The sequence below is a fragment of the Klebsiella sp. GW_Kp181 genome, from assembly GCF_040062315.1.
Taxonomy (GTDB): Bacteria; Pseudomonadota; Gammaproteobacteria; order Enterobacterales; family Enterobacteriaceae; genus Klebsiella; species Klebsiella oxytoca.
The window spans coordinates 12,737-32,814 of record NZ_JBEAFR010000063.1 but is presented as its reverse complement, the minus strand read 5'-3'; the positions used below and the strand labels follow the sequence as shown (position 1 = coordinate 32,814).

20 protein-coding genes are annotated in these 20,078 nt (G+C 56.4%); 8 read left to right on the top strand and 12 right to left on the bottom strand.

Annotated features, from left to right (window positions below):
* Position 1: 1 nt before the first annotated feature.
* Entirely contained in the window at positions 2-1,129 is a 1,128-nt protein-coding gene (gene dapE, locus ABLV11_RS15935; RefSeq protein WP_004104405.1) for a succinyl-diaminopimelate desuccinylase, read from the top strand.
* A 27-nt stretch (positions 1,130-1,156) separates the two neighbouring features.
* The gene (locus ABLV11_RS15930; protein ID WP_004104407.1) at positions 1,157-1,360 is read left to right on the top strand and encodes a YpfN family protein; all 204 of its coding nucleotides are present in this window, start codon (positions 1,157-1,159) and stop codon (positions 1,358-1,360) included.
* A 359-nt stretch (positions 1,361-1,719) separates the two neighbouring features.
* Here ABLV11_RS15930 and ypfH read toward each other — a convergent pair whose 3' ends face one another.
* From ypfH to dapA, 6 genes are all read right to left on the bottom strand, one after another.
* Complete coding sequence (ypfH, locus tag ABLV11_RS15925) at positions 1,720-2,418, bottom strand: esterase (protein WP_016809537.1); 699 nt, start codon at positions 2,416-2,418, stop codon at positions 1,720-1,722.
* Between the two features lie 73 nt (positions 2,419-2,491).
* Positions 2,492-4,495: a GNAT family N-acetyltransferase gene (locus ABLV11_RS15920; RefSeq protein WP_126489412.1), complete on the bottom strand. Its 2,004-nt coding sequence runs from the start codon at positions 4,493-4,495 to the stop codon at positions 2,492-2,494.
* Between the two features lie 12 nt (positions 4,496-4,507).
* Positions 4,508-5,377, bottom strand: a complete 870-nt coding sequence (locus tag ABLV11_RS15915) for a neutral zinc metallopeptidase (protein ID WP_004104416.1) — start codon at positions 5,375-5,377, stop codon at positions 4,508-4,510.
* A gap of 119 nt (positions 5,378-5,496) precedes the next feature.
* Positions 5,497-6,210 carry a phosphoribosylaminoimidazolesuccinocarboxamide synthase gene (purC, locus tag ABLV11_RS15910; protein WP_004104417.1) on the bottom strand — a complete coding sequence of 238 codons (714 nt, stop codon included), beginning with the start codon at positions 6,208-6,210 and terminating at the stop codon, positions 5,497-5,499.
* A gap of 108 nt (positions 6,211-6,318) precedes the next feature.
* Entirely contained in the window at positions 6,319-7,353 is a 1,035-nt protein-coding gene (gene bamC / locus ABLV11_RS15905) for an outer membrane protein assembly factor BamC (RefSeq protein ID WP_004104418.1), read from the bottom strand.
* A 16-nt stretch (positions 7,354-7,369) separates the two neighbouring features.
* Entirely contained in the window at positions 7,370-8,248 is an 879-nt protein-coding gene (gene dapA, locus ABLV11_RS15900) for a 4-hydroxy-tetrahydrodipicolinate synthase (RefSeq protein ID WP_004104419.1), read from the bottom strand.
* A gap of 153 nt (positions 8,249-8,401) precedes the next feature.
* Between dapA and ABLV11_RS15895 the strand changes: the two genes are divergently transcribed.
* Positions 8,402-8,971, top strand: a complete 570-nt coding sequence (locus ABLV11_RS15895; RefSeq protein WP_004104421.1) for a glycine cleavage system transcriptional repressor — start codon at positions 8,402-8,404, stop codon at positions 8,969-8,971.
* Between the two features lie 3 nt (positions 8,972-8,974).
* The gene (gene bcp, locus ABLV11_RS15890) at positions 8,975-9,445 is read left to right on the top strand and encodes a thioredoxin-dependent thiol peroxidase (protein WP_004104423.1); all 471 of its coding nucleotides are present in this window, start codon (positions 8,975-8,977) and stop codon (positions 9,443-9,445) included.
* 71 nt (positions 9,446-9,516) lie between these two features.
* Here bcp and ABLV11_RS15885 read toward each other — a convergent pair whose 3' ends face one another.
* Positions 9,517-10,584 (bottom strand): AI-2E family transporter, encoded by a 1,068-nt coding sequence (locus ABLV11_RS15885; protein WP_004104424.1) that lies wholly within the window; start codon positions 10,582-10,584, stop codon positions 9,517-9,519.
* A gap of 229 nt (positions 10,585-10,813) precedes the next feature.
* On the opposite strand from ABLV11_RS15885, the gene bepA reads away from it, so the two are divergent.
* Complete coding sequence (gene bepA / locus ABLV11_RS15880; RefSeq protein ID WP_126489413.1) at positions 10,814-12,277, top strand: beta-barrel assembly-enhancing protease; 1,464 nt, start codon at positions 10,814-10,816, stop codon at positions 12,275-12,277.
* Between the two features lie 9 nt (positions 12,278-12,286).
* The gene (gene arsC, locus ABLV11_RS15875) at positions 12,287-12,646 is read left to right on the top strand and encodes an arsenate reductase (glutaredoxin) (protein ID WP_004104426.1); all 360 of its coding nucleotides are present in this window, start codon (positions 12,287-12,289) and stop codon (positions 12,644-12,646) included.
* Positions 12,647-12,685: 39 nt separating this feature from the next.
* Here the strand turns inward: arsC and ABLV11_RS15870 are convergent, their stop codons facing one another.
* The 5 genes from ABLV11_RS15870 to bglK form a co-directional block, all read right to left on the bottom strand.
* Positions 12,686-13,387 carry a DnaA inactivator Hda gene (locus tag ABLV11_RS15870; protein ID WP_213799324.1) on the bottom strand — a complete coding sequence of 234 codons (702 nt, stop codon included), beginning with the start codon at positions 13,385-13,387 and terminating at the stop codon, positions 12,686-12,688.
* A gap of 95 nt (positions 13,388-13,482) precedes the next feature.
* Positions 13,483-14,772, bottom strand: coding sequence for a uracil permease (gene uraA / locus ABLV11_RS15865; protein WP_004104428.1), 1,290 nt, complete (start codon positions 14,770-14,772; stop codon positions 13,483-13,485).
* Between the two features lie 95 nt (positions 14,773-14,867).
* Positions 14,868-15,494 carry a uracil phosphoribosyltransferase gene (gene upp, locus ABLV11_RS15860; protein WP_004104429.1) on the bottom strand — a complete coding sequence of 209 codons (627 nt, stop codon included), beginning with the start codon at positions 15,492-15,494 and terminating at the stop codon, positions 14,868-14,870.
* Positions 15,495-15,676: 182 nt separating this feature from the next.
* The gene (locus tag ABLV11_RS15855; protein ID WP_024274547.1) at positions 15,677-17,107 is read right to left on the bottom strand and encodes a 6-phospho-beta-glucosidase; all 1,431 of its coding nucleotides are present in this window, start codon (positions 17,105-17,107) and stop codon (positions 15,677-15,679) included.
* Between the two features lie 9 nt (positions 17,108-17,116).
* Positions 17,117-18,010 carry a beta-glucoside kinase BglK gene (bglK, locus tag ABLV11_RS15850; RefSeq protein WP_126489414.1) on the bottom strand — a complete coding sequence of 298 codons (894 nt, stop codon included), beginning with the start codon at positions 18,008-18,010 and terminating at the stop codon, positions 17,117-17,119.
* A 265-nt stretch (positions 18,011-18,275) separates the two neighbouring features.
* Here bglK and purM point away from each other — a divergent pair, with 265 nt between their 5' ends.
* Together purM and purN are read left to right on the top strand one after the other, a co-directional pair.
* A complete protein-coding gene (gene purM / locus ABLV11_RS15845; RefSeq protein WP_004104433.1) occupies positions 18,276-19,313 on the top strand; it encodes a phosphoribosylformylglycinamidine cyclo-ligase in 1,038 nt (345 codons plus the stop codon).
* The gene (gene purN, locus ABLV11_RS15840) at positions 19,310-19,951 is read left to right on the top strand and encodes a phosphoribosylglycinamide formyltransferase (protein WP_004114390.1); all 642 of its coding nucleotides are present in this window, start codon (positions 19,310-19,312) and stop codon (positions 19,949-19,951) included. The genes purM and purN overlap by 4 nt, the downstream gene beginning before the upstream one ends.
* The last annotated feature ends 127 nt before the right edge of the window (positions 19,952-20,078 follow it).

The following is a 20,078-nucleotide window of genomic DNA, read 5'->3' as shown; positions in this document are numbered from 1 at the left end:
TATGTCTTGCCCGGTCATTGAGCTGGCTCAGCAGCTTATTCGCCGCCCTTCCCTCAGCCCCGATGATGCGGGATGCCAGGCGTTAATGATTGAACGTCTGCGTGCGATTGGCTTTACCGTTGAACCGATGGATTTCGGAGATACCCAAAACTTCTGGGCCTGGCGCGGGCGCGGGGAAACGCTGGCGTTTGCCGGCCATACCGATGTCGTACCGTCGGGCGACGCCGATCGCTGGATTAATCCCCCCTTTGAACCCACCATTCGCGACGGCATGCTGTTTGGCCGCGGCGCCGCAGATATGAAAGGCTCGCTCGCGGCGATGGTGGTCGCGGCAGAACGCTTTGTGGCTCAGTATCCGAATCATAAAGGTCGTCTGGCCTTCCTGATTACTTCAGATGAAGAGGCCAGCGCCAAAAACGGTACCGTAAAGGTTGTTGAAGCGCTGATGGCGCGCAATGAGCGCCTGGATTATTGCCTGGTCGGCGAACCGTCCAGCACCGAAGTCGTCGGCGATGTCGTCAAAAACGGCCGTCGCGGCTCGCTGACCTGCAACCTGACCATTCACGGCGTACAGGGGCACGTGGCCTATCCGCATCTCGCCGATAACCCGGTTCACCGCGCCGCCCCGATGCTGGCGGAACTGGTGAACATCGAATGGGATAAGGGCAACGAATTCTTTCCGCCGACCAGTATGCAAATCGCTAACGTGCAGTCCGGGACCGGCAGCAACAACGTCATTCCCGGCGACATGTTCGTCCAGTTCAACTTCCGCTTTAGCACCGAGCTGACCGATGAAATGATTAAAGCGCGCGTCGTGGCGCTGCTGGAGAAATACGAACTGCGCTACAGCGTGGACTGGTGGCTCTCGGGGCAGCCGTTCCTGACCAGCCGCGGTAAGCTGGTTGATGCGGTGGTTAACGCTATTGAGCACTATAATGAAATAAAACCGCAGCTGCTGACTAACGGCGGCACGTCCGACGGGCGCTTTATCGCGCGTATGGGCGCGCAGGTGGTTGAACTGGGGCCAGTGAATGCCACCATTCATAAAATAAACGAGTGTGTGAATGCCGCCGACCTCCAGCTACTGGCGCGGATGTATCAACGCATTATGGAGCAGCTGGTCGCCTGACGGCATCAATAGAGAAGAGGTAAGCGCATGGATTGGCTATCGAAGTACTGGTGGGTCCTGGTGTTGGTATTTTTGGTGGGCGTGATGATCAACGTGATTAAAGATCTTACCCGCGTTGATCATAAAAAATTTCTCAACAATAAACCGGATCTGCCGCCGCACCGCGACTTCAATGATAAGTGGGATGACGATGACGACTGGCCGAAGAACGACCCGTCAAAGAAGAAGTAACATCTTTTTTTGTTAGGTTTTCCCGGTAGCGCATCGCTGAGGAGGCTACGGGCTTACAGTCAGTCTGTGGGTCAAGTAACCCGGACAGATGCGCAGCATCGCCTCCGGGAAATGATTCCACTCTGCTCCCTTTCCCCGGGGGCGGCGCTTAACGCGCCTTGCCCGGGCTACGGATTTACAGCCCATCTGCGGGCCGGTAGCCCTAACAGGTGCGCAGCATCGCCTCCGGGAAATGATTCCACTCTGCGCTCTTATCCCGTGGGCGGCGCTTAACGCGCCTTGCCCGGGCTACAGATTTACAGCCCGTCTGCGGGCCGGTAGCCCGGACAGGCGCAACGCGCCGCCTCCGGGTTTATTATTTATAGCAGTTCAATAATATCGCTGTCTTTCGGCGTGCTGCCGCTGAGCGCTTCGTCGAAATAGTGCTTCGGTACGGTAAAGCGCAGATGATCGAGAGCAAACTGCATGCTGCGATCGTCAATCGCGTGCCCCAGATCCTCAACGATATCCAGCGTCACATCCCCGCCGGCCTGCTGCAACGCCTCCTGCCCCGCAACCGCCCACGCCAGATCGATAACCCGATCTTCACCGCCGTGGATCAGGTGAATCGTGGTCGCGGTCGTCGCCGTCTCGGGCAGAGTCGCATAGCGGCCGTTGAAGGCAATCACCCGCGATGCCAGACCCGGTTCGGCTTTAATGCTTTCCAGCGACATAATCGCCCCCTGCGAGAAGCCGATCAGCGCCGTCGCCTGCGGGCTGACGCCGCTCTGTTGTTGCCAGTAGCGCACCGTTTCAATAAAGGTCGGCATAATCGCATCTACGCGCTGCTGGCGATTTTCTTCGCTGACGCCCTGAACAGAAAACCACTGGCGTCCCGGAGCCGGGCCGCACGGCTCCGCGCCGCCGATGCTGACGATAAGCGCATCGGGAAAGAGCGGCGCAAACCAGCTACCGATTTGCCCCATGGCCACCGGGTTATCGCCGACGCCATGAAACAGCAGCAGCAGTTGCTGTGCAGGTGTTGCGGGGCTTTGAACGATAAAATGATCGTGTTTCATGGCTTTCTCCTTAATGTCTGCAAGGAAGTTTACCCCGCGGAGGGAATATGACCATGCCATTTAACTGATGAAGTTAGTTAAAAAATTGCAACATCTGAACCTGCCGGCGCAGGTCGTTGGCGCGGTTTTCATCCAGGCTGAGCAGCGCCTGCGCCGCCTCTTCGCGCAGCCTGGCCAGCAGCGCTTTCCGTCCGGATAAACCTAACGTTCGGCAAAGCGCGGTCTCATCCTGCTGCTGCAGGCGGGCCCGCAGCGCCGGAAGCGGCAGCACCACCAGCATAAGCAGGCGATTGAGGCTACCCGCCGAGGTCAGCAGCGGACGATGGGCAAAAGCAAAACCCGCTACCTCCAGCCAGTCTTCTTCAGTAAGAATAGTCGCTTTCAGCGCCGTCAGCGGCACAGGTTCATCTCGCCACTCGCGCAGCCAGAATTCGTCGCGCTGCAGCCGTTGGGCTTCTTCGCTTGCCAGGCAATGTCCCGCTTCGCTGAGAGGATAGAGCGCCATCGCGGTGTAACAGCCACTGCTGGCTTCCCGATGCGTGCCCAGCCGCACCAGCGTAAAACCGCAGCTTTGCCAGAAACGCCAAAGTTCGGGAGTATAGCCAAAACTGACTGAGAGATAATCCCGGTCCGCAGCCTGAGCCGCCGCCCGGGCCACCAGCCGCTGCCCCAGCCCCTCGCGCTGGCGAGCCGGATGCACGGCAATACGGCTGATGCGCAGGCCCGTCAACGTGGCCGCCAATGGGCTACCGCCATGCGCCGCCAGCGACTGCGCCACCAGATTTCCGCGCGGACGCCGATAGCCGGCCCATACCGCCCGGCTAAGCGACGGCTCAAGACCGCCCTCCTCCACCAGCCACAACGCCCCGGCGATGCGCTCGCCGCTATGGGCGCAGGTAAAATGCTGTCCTGGCGCATCCAGCATGCGCCGGAGATCCAGCGGCGACGTGCGATAGTGGGCCCCGGAGAGCAGCTGATACATCGCTTCCGGTAACGCAGGCTGCCGCCGCCAGCACTGCTGGCTGACGTTCTCCAGCGCGATATCGCCGCCTGGCGCATGCTGGAAGGTCTCATCATTGAACAGCAGCAGCTGTGCAATTGCCGCTTCCAGCGGACAGCCGCTAGCCCAGCGGATGGGCGTCGTGAGGCTAAACTGCCGTAGGTGCGCGAAGCTGGCGCAAAATTTAAGTAAAAAACCGCGTCCGGTCCCTTCATATCCCTGAACGGTGGTGATCAGCAGCGTTCTCGGGAAACGGGAAACAAGCTGGCGCAGCAGCGGTCCGGGGATGGCGGCAGCCTCGTCGACTATCAGCCATCCCGCTCGACGTCCGGACGCCAGTAATGCATCGGGCGCCATAAAGTTAACGCTCTCCCCGGCGAAAGCCGCCATCACCTCCGTCGCTCCGCGCGCCGGCGCGGTAACGATGGCGTCACTTTTTAGCTGGCGGAGAAGCATTCCCGCGAGAGCGGACTTCCCTCGTCCGCGTTCGGCGGTCAACGCGGCAATACCGGGGGGGAAATCGGCCAGTTCGGCAAGAACGGCGGCCTGCTCCGCCTGCGGATGACCATCGGCAAAATGCCATCGCGGGCGCTCGGGAAATACGGGTACGACCCGTTCATGGCCCTGCCGCCAGAGAATGGACGCTTTATCCGCAACAATCTGTTGGCAAAAACGATAAACAAAGTTCGGCGTGGGTATGGGATCGGGAGCGTCGCTCCAGCGCCGGGAATCCGCATCAGGACGGGCCGGCCATTGGGCGAAGTCGGGGGTGAGCAATACCAGCCAGCTACCGGCGCGTAGCGTACCGGCTAACGCGGCGAAAGCGGCAACATCAAAGCCCGCGCGGGCATCGAAAAAGGCGTGCTGGTATTCGCGGCCCAACAGCGATCTCAGATCTGCAGGCGGGACGTACGGCGCAGGCATCGGCTGTGGGCCAACCCACAGTCCGTCTCCGGCCAGCGCTGTGCGTATTTGTTGCGCCTGAAGCTGAGTCCAGGCATCGTCGCCGCTGAGAACCAGCAGACGACGAATGCCTTCGCGCGCCATCTGCGCCGTCAGACGACGCAGTTCATCCATGACAGAAGAGCATTACAGCGCATTGCCGAAGGTGTTGCACTGCGCCGGGTCGCCGCTATCGAAGCCGCGTTTAAACCAGGTATAGCGCTGCTGCGACGTTCCATGGGTAAAGCTGTCCGGCACCACCCGCCCCTGGCTCTGCTGCTGCAGGCGATCGTCGCCAATCGCCTCTGCGGCATTCAGCGCTTCCTGGAGGTCGCCGGTCTCCATGTAGTCCTGCTTCTGCATGTTGTAGCCCCAGACGCCAGCGAAGCAGTCCGCCTGTAGTTCCATTTTCACCGACAGGCGATTCGCTTCCGCCTGCGAAGCGTTTTGCTGTAGCTGACGCACTTTCGATTCAATACCCAGCAGCTTTTGTACGTGGTGGCCAACCTCGTGGGCGATAACGTAGCCCTGTGCGAAATCGCCGCCGGCGCCAAGCTTGTTTCTCATCTCATCGTAGAATGACAGGTCGATATACACCGTGCTGTCCGCCGGGCAGTAAAAAGGCCCCATAACGGATTGACCGGTACCGCAGGCGGTCCGCGTCGCGCCGCGGTACATCACCAGTTTGGGCTGCGGATACTGGCGGCCCATATCTTTAAATATTGCTCCCCAGGTATCTTCCGTGTCCGCCAGAATCACCTTAGTGAATTTTGCGGCTTCTTCATCCTGCGGGCTGATGGAGCGTTGGGTGGTGGTTTGCTGCGGAGATACCGGCTCGCCGGTCAGCATGCCGGTTAAATCGACGCCGTAATAGCCCGCCACCAGAACAATAATCAGCAGCACAATGCCGCCTTTGCCGCTGGGGAGACGAAAACCGCCCCCGCCGCCCATTGGCGAACCAGATTGACTACGACGATCTTCAACATTGTCGCTCTCGCGACGTCCTTGCCAGCGCATAAGCACCTCAATTCATCATATTAACCAATGAATAAGATCGTAGGCGGTTCAGCGAAGGATTACCACAGGAAACAGCAAGAAGAGCGCCAGAAGAAGAAAACTTCTCCTGGCGTAGGGGATTAGTCGAGCTTCACGCCCAGGCGATGAGCGACTTCTTCGTAGGCTTCAATCAGGCCGCCGAGGCTCTGGCGGAAACGGTCTTTGTCCATTTTATCCATGGTCTTTTTATCCCACAGACGGCTGCCGTCCGGAGAAAATTCATCCCCCAGCACCACTTCGCCTTTGAACAGACCAAATTCCAGCTTGAAGTCCACCAGGATCAGGCCCGCATCGTCAAACAGCTTTTTCAGCACATCGTTAGCTTTGTAGGTCAGCTCCTGCATACGCGCCAGGTTCTCTTTGCTCACCCAGCCAAAGGTTTCGCAGTAGGATTCGTTGACCATCGGATCGTGCATGGCGTCGTTCTTCAGGAACAGGTCGAACAGCGGCGGGTTCAGCTCGATGCCCTCTTCAATCCCTAAGCGTTTCACCAGCGAACCGGCAGCGCGGTTACGCACCACGCACTCCACCGGCACCATATCCAGCTTTTTAACCAGACACTCGGTATCGGACAACAGCGCTTCCATCTGGGTCGGGATGCCCGCTTCCGCCAGCTTGCTCATAATGAAATGGTTGAACTTGTTGTTCACCATGCCTTTACGATCGAACTGCTCAATGCGAGCGCCGTCCCCTGCTGACGTATCGTTACGGAATTCGAGTATCAACAGATCCGGGTTTTCGGTGCTGTATACCGTCTTCGCCTTACCACGATACAACTCAGCTTGCTTTTGCATCTTTGTCACTCCAGTGATGATTAACGATAAAAATTTGTGCTTTTCTGCCGACGCACACGTTTGCGTCACTATACATTAAAAAGGGCCGGATTGCTCCAGCCCTGTTAATTACTTACTTAATGCGGCCTGGAATACGGCAACCAGGGCATCATTTTGCGACTGCGTCAGAGTATGGCCTTTCGGGTCGATGAACTGCAGACTGCTGCGGTTATCGAGGTCCCCGACCTGCAGTTTATAATCGCCGGACACCAGCTGTGGGTCGCGAGCGCCCAGATCGGTCCAGCCGCTGTCGGAAAGCGGTTTATAGGTCACGGACAAGTTACCCTGAGAGCGAGAACTATCAGTTACCTTCATACCCACTTTTTCCAGCGCGCCCGGCAGGCGTTGCCATACCAGATTAAACGGTGCGCGAACGATCAGCATCGGCAGGCCGGTATCATCAGCCCCGCTCTGCACGTCGAAGGTTGCCCCGGCATTTTTCTGCGCAGCGTTCTGCGCGCTGGTCGCGTTCAGATCCAGACCTTCGGAAATGACGTTCAGCATGGCGGTACTGTAGCGCTGCAGCGAAGCCGGATCGGCAACAGGTTTACCCGCCTGCTCCAGATTCACCAGCTTCACGATCACCGCCTGCTGGTAGCCCTGCTGTTTAACTGAGATTTGATAGCGACCACGATACTGCTGGTCTTCATCGAGGCGATTCCATTCGACCCAGTCGGTATTCAGCGTCTGGCTGGCATCGTCGCGTTTAGCGATAGTGTAGTTTTTCGACTGCACGATGCTTGCCACCTGCGCCCACAGCGAACCGCTGCGCCCGTTTTCCACCATCAGCGTTGCGGTATCACCGTTAAACTGCGTGCGCGCGCCGCTGACCAGCGCCAGAGGCTGGGCTGGCGGACGAATATCCAGCGCTTTGCCTGTGTTACCGGTGCTGGTCGCAACCGGAATATTATAATCACCCACCTGAACCGGCAGAATCATACCTGCTGGCGCGTGAAGTTCACTAAGCGGCGTAGCCTGCAAATAGGCCTCGTCGCCGCTCACCTGACGCTTATAGCGCGAGTCAGAACTACAGGCCGCGAGGAGTAGAACCAGCGAAACACCCGCAACCTTCGCCAGGCGCGACTTCTGTACTGAGTAAGCCATCAAATCTCCCTAAACTTTACAGCAAACCGGCATGCTTCAGCGCTGCGGTAACAACCTTCGTACCGTTTTCGGTAATCGGGGTCATCGGCAGGCGTAGCGTATCGGTCGCCACAAGACCCAACGCCTTACAGGCCCACTTGACCGGGATAGGGTTGGGTTCGACAAATAATTTGGTATGCAATGGCATCAGACGCTGGTTAATCGCACGAGCTTCGGCAAATTGACCTGCTAGCGCCAGTCGGCACATCTCGGCCATTTCACGCGCCGCAACGTTTGTCGTTACGGAAATCACGCCATGGCCGCCTAGCTGCATAAAGTCCATTCCGGTCGCGTCATCGCCGCTCAGCAGAATAAAGTCATCTGAAACCAGCTCTTTGATCTGATGAACCCGGCTTAAGTTCCCCGTCGCTTCCTTAATACCGATAATATTTTTGATTTCCGCCAGACGACCAACGGTTTCAGGCAGCATATCGCAACCGGTACGGGAGGGCACATTATACAGAATTTGCGGCAGGTCAGTATGTTCTGCGATAGCTTTAAAGTGTTGGAAGAGTCCTTCCTGAGTCGGACGGTTGTAATAAGGCGTTACCGTCAGGCAGCCAACCACGCCGCTATCGTTAAATCTTTTAGTCAGGCTAATCGCCTCTGCGGTTGCATTGGCACCGGTACCGGCAATGACCGGGATACGCCCGTCGGCCAGTTCCAGCGTCTGCATGACCACGTCACCATGCTCTTCATGGCTCAATGTTGCGGACTCTCCGGTAGTACCTACCGAAACAATCGCCGAGGTTCCGTTGGCGACATGGTAATCAATCAGTTTTTTCAGGCTTGACCGGCAAACGTTGCCGTTTTCATCCATCGGCGTGACAAGCGCTACAATACTTCCCGTAAACATGGGCCATCCTCAGAGCATAAGTGGGACAAGATTCTCAATGTTACGTTTGGTGCCGCAATAAAAGCAAGAGAGCCGATGCCATCAGGGATGTTGTATGCCGGTTTTTTTTATGCTTTCCTAACGTTACCTCACCTTTTTAAAGGAAGAACAGGTTTGACAGCCTCATTACAACACTATCTGGTTATTACCGCGTTGGGTGCTGACCGCCCAGGCATCGTGAATACGATCACTCGTCACGTCAGCAGCTGCGGCTGTAATATCGAAGACAGTCGGCTGGCCATGCTTGGCGATGAGTTTACGTTTATCATGCTGCTTTCCGGTTCGTGGAATGCGATTAACCTGATTGAATCAACTCTGCCGCTGAAAGGCGCCGAGCTGGATCTGCTTATCGTGATGAAGCGTACAACCGCAAGGCCGCCGCAGGCGATGCAGAATAGCGTCTGGGTTCAGGTTGAGGTGCCGGATTCACCGCACATCATTGAGCGATTCACGGCTCTGTGCGATACGTGGAAAATGAACATTGCCGAACTGGTTTCCCGTACTCAGCCGGGAGCGAACGACGATTCAGCACAGCTTTTTATTCAAATCACCGCCCACAGCCCGACTACGCAAAATGCATCAAATATCGAACAAGCGTTCAAAGCCCTATGTACAGAACTGAATGCACAAGGCAGTATTAACATCGTTAATTATTCACAGCATGATGAACAGGATGGAGTTTGAGTGATGAACCCACTGAAAGCCGGTGATATTGCACCGAAATTTAGCTTACCGGACCAGGACGGCGAGGAAGTAAATTTGACCGACTTCCAGGGACAGCGTGTTCTGGTTTATTTTTATCCCAAAGCCATGACCCCGGGCTGCACCGTACAGGCGTGCGGTTTACGCGATAATATGGACGACCTGAAAAAAGCAGGCGTTGAAGTTCTGGGAATCAGTACGGATAAACCAGAAAAACTCTCCCGTTTCGCCGAAAAAGAGCTGCTGAACTTCACTCTGCTGTCTGATGAAGATCATCAGGTGTGCGAGCAGTTCGGTATCTGGGGTGAAAAAACCTTTATGGGGAAAACCTACGACGGTATTCATCGTATTAGCTTCCTCATCGATGCCAATGGCAAAATCGAACATGTTTTTGATGACTTCAAAACCAGCAATCACCACGACGTGGTGCTGAACTGGCTGAAAGAAAACGCCTGACGCACGAGTAAACGCAAGACGCCGGGTCATCGCCCGGCGTCTTTTTTTAGGCCATTCTTTGCGGCTTCGCGCTAATGCTCGTCTTCCACTATCAGGCCATCCGGCCAGGCATGCACCACCGCTTTGATGAGCGTCGCCAGCGGGATCGCGAAGAACACTCCCCAGAATCCCCACAGACCACCGAAAATCACCACCGACAGAATAATGACCAGCGGATGCAGGTTAACGGCTTCCGAGAACAGTACCGGCACCAGCAGGTTGCCGTCCAGCCCCTGAATAATCAGATAAACCGCAAACAGGCTCCAGAACTCGGTGCCCGCGCCAAACTGGAACAACGCCACACCCACCACCGGAATAGTGACCACAAAGGCACCGATATAGGGAATTAATACCGAGAATCCGACCAGTACCGCCAGCAGCAGCGAATAGTTAAGGCCAAAAAGGATAAAGCCAATCCACGTCGCCACGCCGACGACGATCATCTCCAGCACCTTACCGCGGATATAGTTGGTAATTTGCTGGTTCATCTCTTTCCACACCTGCCCGGCCAGGCCGCGGTTGCGCGGCAGCACCCGACGCACGGCGTTAAGCATCTGCTCTTTATCTTTCAGCAGAAAGAAAACCATCAGCGGAACCAACACCAGGTAGACCGCCAGCGTCAGCAGCCCGACCAGGGAGGCCAGCGAATATTTTACCACCGAATCGCCGACGGTTAACATCCGGCTGCGCATGTTCTCCGCCATCGCGTCGATAATCCCGGCATCCATTAAGGCCGGATAACGGCGCGGCACCGTGGCGGCGAAATCGGAAAGCTTATTCAGCATTCCCGGCATATCGCGAATCAGATAAATACCCTGCTGCCAGGCAACAGGCATCACCACGAACGCCATCAGGAGCAGAATACCGACGAACAGAATCAGCACAACCGACGTGGCCCAGGTACGTGAAAAACCGATACGCTCCAGTCTGACGGTAGGCCACTCCAGCAAATAGGCCAGAACAATCGACACTAACAAAGGCGCCAGCAGGCCGCTGAAGAAAAACATAATGCCGAACCCGGCCAGCAAAATGACCAGCAGCGCTATTGCCTCCGGATCGCTGAACCGTCGACGGTACCACTGCATTAACATCTGAAGCATAAAACCCTTCCCTGAAGAGCAAAGCTGTAACAATCTCAGGAATTGTATCGAAATGTCACAAAAAAGACTTCGCTTTTTATGGGTAAAACCACAAACATTAATGACCGGGTGAATATCATATTTGCAACGCCGCGAACGACGGCTAAACTCGCTGAACCTGCTTGCGGTCAGGGAACATTACGCCGCACAATCGGTCAAACTGGCACACCTACATTACAGGACAGAGGTTATGTTCAGGCAGTTGAAGAAAACGCTGGTGGCGACCGTCATAGCGTCGCTGACGCTGGGTTCAATATTACCTGCTTTTGCCGACACCGCAGACACCCTGCCGGACATGGGCACCTCCGCAGGAAGCACGCTCTCCATCGGCCAGGAAATGCAGATGGGAGACTACTATGTACGCCAGCTGCGCGGCAGCGCGCCGTTAATTAATGACCCGCTGCTGGTGCAATATATTAACGGTTTAGGCATGCGCCTGGTCTCGCACGCCAATTCCGTGCGCACCCCGTTCCACTTTTATTTAATAAATAACGATCAGATTAACGCCTTTGCTTTCTTCGGCGGCAACGTGGTGCTGCACTCGGCCCTGTTCCGCTACTCGGATAACGAAAGCGAGCTGGCATCGGTCATGGCGCACGAAATTTCTCACGTTACCCAGCGCCACCTTGCCCGCGCCATGGAAGACCAAAAGCGTAACGCCCCGCTCACCTGGGTCGGTGCGCTGGGTTCAATTCTTCTGGCGATGGCCAGCCCGCAGGCCGGTATGGCCGCCCTGACCGGCACCCTGGCGGGTAGCCAGCAGGGAATGATCAGCTTTACCCGTCAAAACGAAGAAGAGGCCGACCGCATTGGTATTCAGGTCCTTCAGCGCTCTGGGTTCGACCCGCAGGCGATGCCGGCGTTTATGGGGAAGCTGCTCGACGAATCGCGCTACTCCACCCGTCCGCCGGAAATGCTGCTGACGCACCCGCTGCCGGAAAGCCGGCTTGCCGACGCCCGCAACCGCGCGAATCAAATGCGCCCGGTTGTCGTACAGTCCTCAGCTGACTTCTATCTGGCGAAAGCCAGAACGCTCGGTATGTACACTTCCGGCGATAATAAGCTGGGCAATGACCTGCTGAGCAACTGGGAGAAAGGCAATATTCGCGAACAGCACGCCGCCCAGTATGGGCGCGCTCTGCTGGCAATGGGCAACAACAACTACGATCTGGCGCGCAAAACGCTACAGCCGTTGCTGACCGCAGAACCGCAGAACGCCTGGTATCTCGACCTGGCCACCGATATCGACCTCGGGCAAAAAAGAGCGACAGACGCGATTAGCCGCCTGAAAAGCGCTCGCGAACTGCGCACCAACCCGGTGCTGCAGCTCAACCTCGCCAACGCCCTGCTGGAAGGAGGACAACCGGCGGAAGCCGCGAATATCCTTAACCGCTACACCTTTAATAATAGAGATGACATCAACGGTTGGGAGCTGCTGGCGCAGGCGGAAGCCAAACTGGGCAATCGCGATCAGGAGCTGGCTGCCAGAGCAGAAGGGATGGCGCTGGTAGGCCGCCTCGATCAGGCGATTACCCTGCTCAGCAGCGCCAGCTCGCAGGTGAAATTAGGCAGCTTACAGCAGGCCCGCTACGATGCGCGTATCGATCAGCTGCGCCAGCTGCAGCAACGCTTTAAACCGTACCAGAAAATGTAAGGAGATCTCATGTCCGATACGGTCAAAATCTATCACAACCCGCGCTGCTCCAAGAGCCGCGACACGTTGAGCCTGCTGAAGGCTAACGGTATCGACCCTGAAGTGGTGCTCTATCTGGAGACGCCGCCGGATGCCGCCACGCTGCGCCAGCTGCTGAAGATGTTAGGGATGGCCAGCGCGCGCGAGTTAATGCGCCAGAAAGAAGATCTCTATAAATCGCTGGATCTCGCTAATCCGCAGCTCAGCGAAGATGCGCTGATCCAGGCAATGATCGATAATCCAAAACTGATTGAGCGCCCTATTGTCGTCAGCCACGGCGAGGCCCGTATCGGCCGCCCGCCGGAGCAGGTACTGGAGATCGTTAACTAGCATCATCCTGCCGCGGTTGGCTTCGGAAACCGCGGCCCGCTACAGCTTGAGGATCTCTTTGACGAAAGGAATGGTCAGCTTGCGCTGGGCGGTTATAGAAGCGCGATCGAGCTGATCGAGCGTCATAAACAGCGAGCGCATTTCACGATCCAGGCGCTTGAGGAGGAACCGGCAGACGTCTTCCGGCATTTCAAAGCCGCGCAGCCTCGCCCGCAGCTGCAGCGCCTGGAGCTTATCTTCATCCGATAGCGGCTGCAGCTTGTAGATTTGTCCCCAGTCGAGGCGCGAGGCAAGATCCGGCAGGCCCAGCTTGAGCTGGCGTGGGGGTCGGTCGCCGGTGATCAGCAGCCGGGTTTTACCGGATTCGAGGATGCGGTTGTAGAGGTCGAAAATCGCCATTTCCCACAGCTCATCGCCCGCCACGCATTCAATATTGTCGATGCAAACCAGCGATAGCTGCTCCATTCCGTCCAGCACTTCAGGTACAAACCACGTCCGTTTATCCAGCGGCACATAGCCCACCGCATCACCGCGCTGGGAAAGTTCCGCGCATGCTGCGTGCAGGAGATGGCTGCGCCCCGCCCCTTCGCGTGACCAGATATAGATGTATCCGCTATGCTCCTGCCGCAGCACATTTTGCAGGGCGGCAAGAAGAGAAGGGTTATCACCCGGCCAGAAACTTGCGAAAGTTTCATCATCGGGAAGATATAGTGGCAAAGAGAGCTGTGCCGGTGCGTTCAGATGGACCTCAACATAGGCTTTCAGAAAAACGCGGAGAGTTTAGCACAGAAATACGCAAGGAGAGAACCGGGCAGGATCGCCGCCCGGTATAAGGATCAATGTTTTGCTTCTTCGCTATCGGCAGCGTCGAGAACGACCTCTTCCGGACGCAATACGCCGATCAGTTTAAAGATCAGACTCAGGCCGACGCCAACAATCGTCGCCAGCGCCATGCCTTTCAGTTCGGCGGCGCCGATATGCACTTTTGCACCGCTCACGCCGATAATCAGGATGACGGAGGTCAGAATCAGGTTCTGCGCCTTGTTGTAATCGACTTTTGATTCGATCAGCACGCGAATACCCGATGCGCCAATCACTCCGTACAGCAGCAGAGAGACACCGCCCATTACCGGCAGCGGGATAATCTGGATCGCCGCCGCCAGCTTGCCGACGCAGGAGAGCAGAATCGCGATGATAGCCGCGCCGCCGATAACCCAGGTACTGTAAACGCGGGTAATCGCCATCACGCCAATGTTCTCGCCGTAGGTGGTGTTCGGCGTGGAGCCAAAGAAGCCGGAGATCACCGTGGAGAGACCGTTGGCAAACATTGAACGATGCAGGCCCGGATCGCGGATCAGATCTTTTTTGACGATATTGGCCGTTACCACCAGATGCCCAACGTGCTCGGCGATCACCACCAGCGCGGCTGGAAGAATGGTGAAAATCGCAAACCATTCAAAGCGCGGGGTGTAGAAGGTCGGCAGCGCGAACCAGTGAGCCTCGGCGATGGGCGTCGTATCGACAACGCCCATTACGAAGGAGAGCGCGTAGCCAACCAGGACGCCGATTAAAATCGGGATAATCGCCAGGAAACCGCGGAACAGCACCGAACCGAAGACCGTCACCGCCAGCGTCACCATCGAAATGATGATGGTTTTGCTGTCCGGCGATTGCCCCTCTGCGGGCAGCAGACCGGCCATATTCGCCGCGACGCCCGCCAGCTCCAGCCCGATAACCGCAACAATCGCGCCCATCGCCGCCGGGGGGAACATCACATCAAGCCAGCCGGTGCCGGCTTTTTTGACAATAAAGGAGACGATGCAAAACAGCACGCCGCACATGATAAAGCCGCCGAGAGCGACTTCGTAGCCCAACGGTAGCAGAAGCAGTACCGGAGAAATAAACGCAAAGCTCGATCCCAGATAAGCCGGGATTTTGCCTTTGCAGATGAAAAGGTATAACAGCGTTCCGATGCCGTTAAACAGCAGTACCGTGGCCGGATTGATGTGAAACAGAACGGGCACCAGTACCGTTGCGCCAAACATGGCGAACAGATGTTGCAAACTAAGCGGGATTGTCTGTAAAAGCGGCGGTCTTTCACTCACCCCGATAGCACGGCGCGTCATGGCATTTTCCTCTGAGAGTCGTTTGTTGATTGCTGTTGGTGTGTTTTATTCAAAAAAAAGCCGACTCTTAAAGTCGGCTTTTTCTACTTCATCGTTTATTTCGTACCAAAAATCTTATCGCCGGCATCGCCGAGCCCCGGAATAATGTATCCGTGCTCGTTCAGGCCCTGGTCGATGGACGCGGTATACAGCTCAACGTCCGGATGCGCTTTCTCCAGCGCGGCGATACCTTCCGGCGCGGCCACCAGAACCAGCACCTTAATGCTGGAGCAGCCGGCTTTTTTCAGCAGATCGATGGTGGCGATCATCGAGCCGCCGGTTGCCAGCATCGGGTCAACCACCAGCGCCATGCGTTCGTCGATATTGGATACCAGCTTCTGGAAGTAAGGAACCGGCTCAAGGGTCTCTTCGTTACGATAGATGCCTACCACGCTGATGCGCGCGCTTGGCACGTGCTCAAGCACGCCTTCCATCATCCCCAGACCCGCGCGCAGAATCGGCACAACGGTAATTTTTTTACCCTTGATCTGCTCAACTTCTACCGGGCCGTTCCAGCCTTCGATGGTCACTTTTTCAGTCGCCAGATCGGCGGTGGCTTCATAAGTCAGTAAGCTGCCAACTTCTGAGGCGAGTTCACGGAAGCGTTTGGTGCTGATGTCGTGCTCACGCATCAGGCCCAGCTTGTGTTTGACGAGTGGGTGTTTCACTTCCACGATCTTCATTCTCTTTCTCCTCTGAGGGGCAGCCACAAAAAAAATCGCCGGATTATACCGCCTTTTTCCTTTTACGCCATAGCCGATATGTTTGACCGGGATCAACCAAAATGCTTTACGCTGCCTGAGCCAGTATAAAACAAAATAAAAAAACCCCGCGAAAGCGGGGCTGAATGGGGCTTTAGGGCTGTTTATAGCTTTTCGCCGTTGCTGCTGATAACCTGCTGATACCAGGCAAAAGATTTCTTGCGGCTACGCGCCAGGGTGCCCTTACCTTCATTGTCTTTATCTACATAGATAAACCCGTAGCGTTTTTTCATCTCGCCGGTACCTGCGGAGACCAGATCGATACAGCCCCACGGGGTGTAGCCCATCAGGTCGACGCCATCCTCAACAACCGCTTTTTTCATCTCGGCGATATGGGCGGAGAGATAGTCGATACGGTACTGGTCATCTACCGAACCGTCCGCTTCGCGCACGTCGATGGCGCCAAAGCCGTTCTCCACAATAAACAGCGGCAACTGGTAATGGTCCCAGAACCAGTTCAGGGAGTAGCGCAGCCCGACCGGATCAATCTGCCAGCCCCAGTCTGACTTCTGTACGTACGGATTGGAAACCAGGCTGGTGGTTTCGTCATAATCCAGCAGCGGATTGTCATCCGTTGCTTTCGTGGCAAACGACATATAGTAGCTAAAGCCAATATAATCGACGCAGCCCTGAGTCAGCGCCGCGCGGTCTTCTTCGGTGATATCCAGTTTAAAACCGCGGCGCTCGAAGTAGTTCAGCAGGTGCTGCGGATATTTGCCGCGCACGTGAACGTCGGTAAACCAGTAACGGCGATGCATGGCGTTCATCGCCATCATCATATCGTTGGGCGCGCAGCTCAGCGGGTAAATAGGACACATGGCGATCATGCAGCCCACCTGCAACGACGGGTTAATTTCGCGGGCGGCCTTAACCGCCAGCGCGCTGGCGACCAGCTCATAGTGCGCTGCCTGATACATCACCGGCTCACGGTCTTCACCCGGCAGATACTTCAGTCCGGAGTTAGTAAACGGGGCAAAATCTTCGTGGAAATTGGCCTGGTTATTGATCTCATTAAAGGTCATCCAGTACTTCACTTTATGCTGGTAGCGGGTAAACACCACCCGGGCAAAGCGGACGAAGAAATCAATCAGCTTACGGTTACGCCAGCCGCCGTACTCCGTCACCAGATGGTACGGCATTTCGAAGTGGGAGAGCGTAATCACCGGCTCAATGCCGTGCTTCAGGCACTCGTCGAACAGGTCATCGTAAAACTGCAGGCCGGCTTCGTTAGGTTCTTGCTCATCGCCCTGCGGGAAGATCCTCGTCCAGGCAATGGAGGTGCGGAAACACTTGAAGCCCATTTCGGCAAACAGCTGAACGTCGTCTTTATAACGATGGTAGAAATCAATCGCCTCGTGGTTGGGATAGTTTTTCCCTGGCAGGACGCCATCAGTGATTTCGCGCGGTACGCCGTGCGCGCCTGCGGTCATCACATCGGCGACGCTCACCCCTTTACCGCCCTCTTTCCAGCCGCCTTCCAGCTGATGCGCCGCTACCGCACCGCCCCACAGAAAACCTTCTTTAAATCCAGACATGTTCTCTCCCTATGCGCAGTCGCCGCTCTGCGACCGGTGTTGCTGATTGAAATGGTAAACCGCGCCTACCAGCCCGGCATCGTTGCCGTGGCTGACGGTGTCGAGATACTCCGCAATGCCAAACCAGGCCAGATGCTCGCGCAGCAGCGCCAGAAATCCCGGTCGTTCCACAATTCCACCGCCGATCAAAATCGTTTGCGGATCGAATAAGTTAACAAGGTTGTAAAGCCCGGTACCCAGGCCGTTAAAGAATTCAGCGACCAGCCGTCGACAGGTCGCGTCGCCCGCATCGTAGCGGTCAAAAATCTCTTCGCCGGTGACGTCATCCAGCGCTTTGCCGAGATGCTCAGCGTAGCGATGGCGCAGCACGCGCAGCGTGCAGTTTTCGTTCATCGAATAGCGCCGCACATCGCGGGTGCCCGGACGCGCGGTTTGCATATAACCGAATTCGCCGGCGCGGAAACGTGCGCCGTGGACCAACTGGTTATTACAGAAAATCGCCCCGCCGATGCCGGTGCCGATGGTCAGGACCAGGAAGTTGCTCATGTCGGCGGCTTTACCCCGCCAGCGCTCGGCCAGCAGCACGCAGTTAGCATCATTTTCAATGGCGACGGGCAATCCCACCTGCTGCTCAAGCCAGGCCTTGATAGCGAAGTTATCGAACTTACGGATGGCGCCGCCCATTTCGATAAAGCCGGTGTGCGGATTAACGTAGCCGGGAGCGCTGATCGCCACTCCTTTACATTCCGGGTGAGCGGCGATCCACGCCAGCATCGCCTGCAGGATCTGGTCGCCGTCGCTGTCGATAAGGGTCTGCTTTCCTTTATCCAGCAGCTCGCCTTCGCGCGTCATTACCCCCATTTTTAACGCCGTGCCACCGATATCGAATGCGGCAATTTTCATCCTCAGCTTTCCTCCAGAATCCATCAAATTCTCGGTTTATCTCGCGTAGCAGCAGGAAAGAAACCGGTTTCAGTGGCATGATGATTATTCCTGAGAACGCTGGCAAGCAGAAGAATGTACCCGGTTTCATTTTCGTGAACGGTATCAAATTTGCGCACTTATCGGCCGTTTTACATCGACTGCAAAGCAGGCTCGCAAACGTTTGCTTTCCCTGTTAGAATTGCGCCGTTTTTTATTGCTACCGCAAACGCGTGGAGACTTCGCAGTGACCGATAAAACCTCTCTCAGCTATAAAGATGCCGGCGTGGATATTGATGCAGGCAACGCTCTCGTCGACCGTATTAAGGGCGTGGTGAAGAAAACTCGCCGCCCGGAAGTGATGGGTGGACTGGGCGGATTCGGCGCGCTGTGCGCGCTGCCGCAGAAGTATCGCGAGCCGGTTCTGGTCTCCGGCACCGACGGCGTCGGCACCAAGCTGCGTCTGGCGATGGACCTGAAGCGCCACGACACTATCGGTATCGACCTGGTCGCCATGTGCGTAAACGACCTCGTGGTTCAGGGCGCCGAGCCGCTGTTTTTCCTTGATTACTACGCGACCGGCAAACTGGATGTTGATACTGCGGCGAGCGTAATCAGCGGCATTGCCGAAGGTTGTCTGCAGTCAGGCTGCGCGCTGGTGGGCGGCGAGACGGCGGAAATGCCGGGCATGTATCACGGAGAAGATTATGACGTGGCTGGTTTCTGCGTCGGCGTGGTAGAAAAGTCAGAAATTATCGACGGCAGCAAAGTAGCCGATGGCGATGTGCTGGTGGCGCTGGCCTCCAGCGGACCGCACTCAAACGGCTACTCTCTGGTACGCAAAATTATCGAAGTCAGCGGCGTTGACCCGCAAACCACCGATCTCAACGGCAAACCGCTGGCTGACCACCTGCTGGCCCCGACCCGCATTTATGTGAAGTCCGTGCTCGACCTGATTGCCAACGTAGACGTGCACGCTATCGCCCATCTGACCGGTGGCGGCTTCTGGGAAAATATCCCGCGCGTCCTGCCGGACAACACCCAGGCGGTCATTGATGAATCTTCCTGGCAGTGGCCGGAAGTGTTCAACTGGCTGCAAACCGCGGGTAACGTCAGCAGCCACGAAATGTATCGCACCTTTAACTGCGGCGTCGGCATGGTCATCGCGCTGCCGGCAGACGCGGCGGATAAGGCGATTGCCTTCCTGAACGACAAAGGTGAAAACGCGTGGAAAATAGGGTATATCAAAGCCTCTGATTCCGAACAGCGTGTGGTCATTGAATGAAAAACATCGTGGTGCTGATTTCCGGCAACGGTAGCAACCTGCAGGCGATTATCGACGCCTGCGCCCGGAAAAAAATCAACGGCACCCTGCGTGCAGTCTTCAGCAACAAGGCCGACGCGTTCGGCCTTGAGCGCGCGCGCGCGGCGAATATTCCGGCTCACGCCCTCGCCGCCAGCCAGTTTGCCAACCGGGAAGCCTTCGATCGCGAGCTGATGCACGAGATCGACGCCTATGCGCCGGATCTGGTAGTACTGGCCGGCTATATGCGTATTCTTAGTCCGGCTTTTGTCGCCCACTATCAGGGGCGGATGCTGAATATCCACCCTTCCCTGCTGCCAAAATATCCGGGGCTGCATACCCATCGCCAGGCGCTGGAAAATGGCGATGAGGAGCACGGGACGTCGGTGCATTTCGTGACCGATGAGCTGGACGGCGGTCCGGTGGTATTGCAGGCAAAGGTGCCGGTTTTCGCTGAAGATACCGAAGACGACATTACCGCCCGCGTACAGGCGCAGGAACACGATATCTATCCCCTGGCTATTAGCTGGTTTGTCGACGGCCGCCTGCGCGCGGAGGGCAACGAAGCCTGGCTTGATGAAGTGAAGCTACCGCCGCAAGGCTACGCTGCCGAAGAGTAACCTCCCGCCCTGCGTTTATCCACGCGGGGCTTTTTTTTGATTAAAATCGTTTAACAATCAAATATATTGGAGAAATAATTATTCTTACTGTCATATTGTTGTGACAGAGTGAATCGCTATGCGGAAA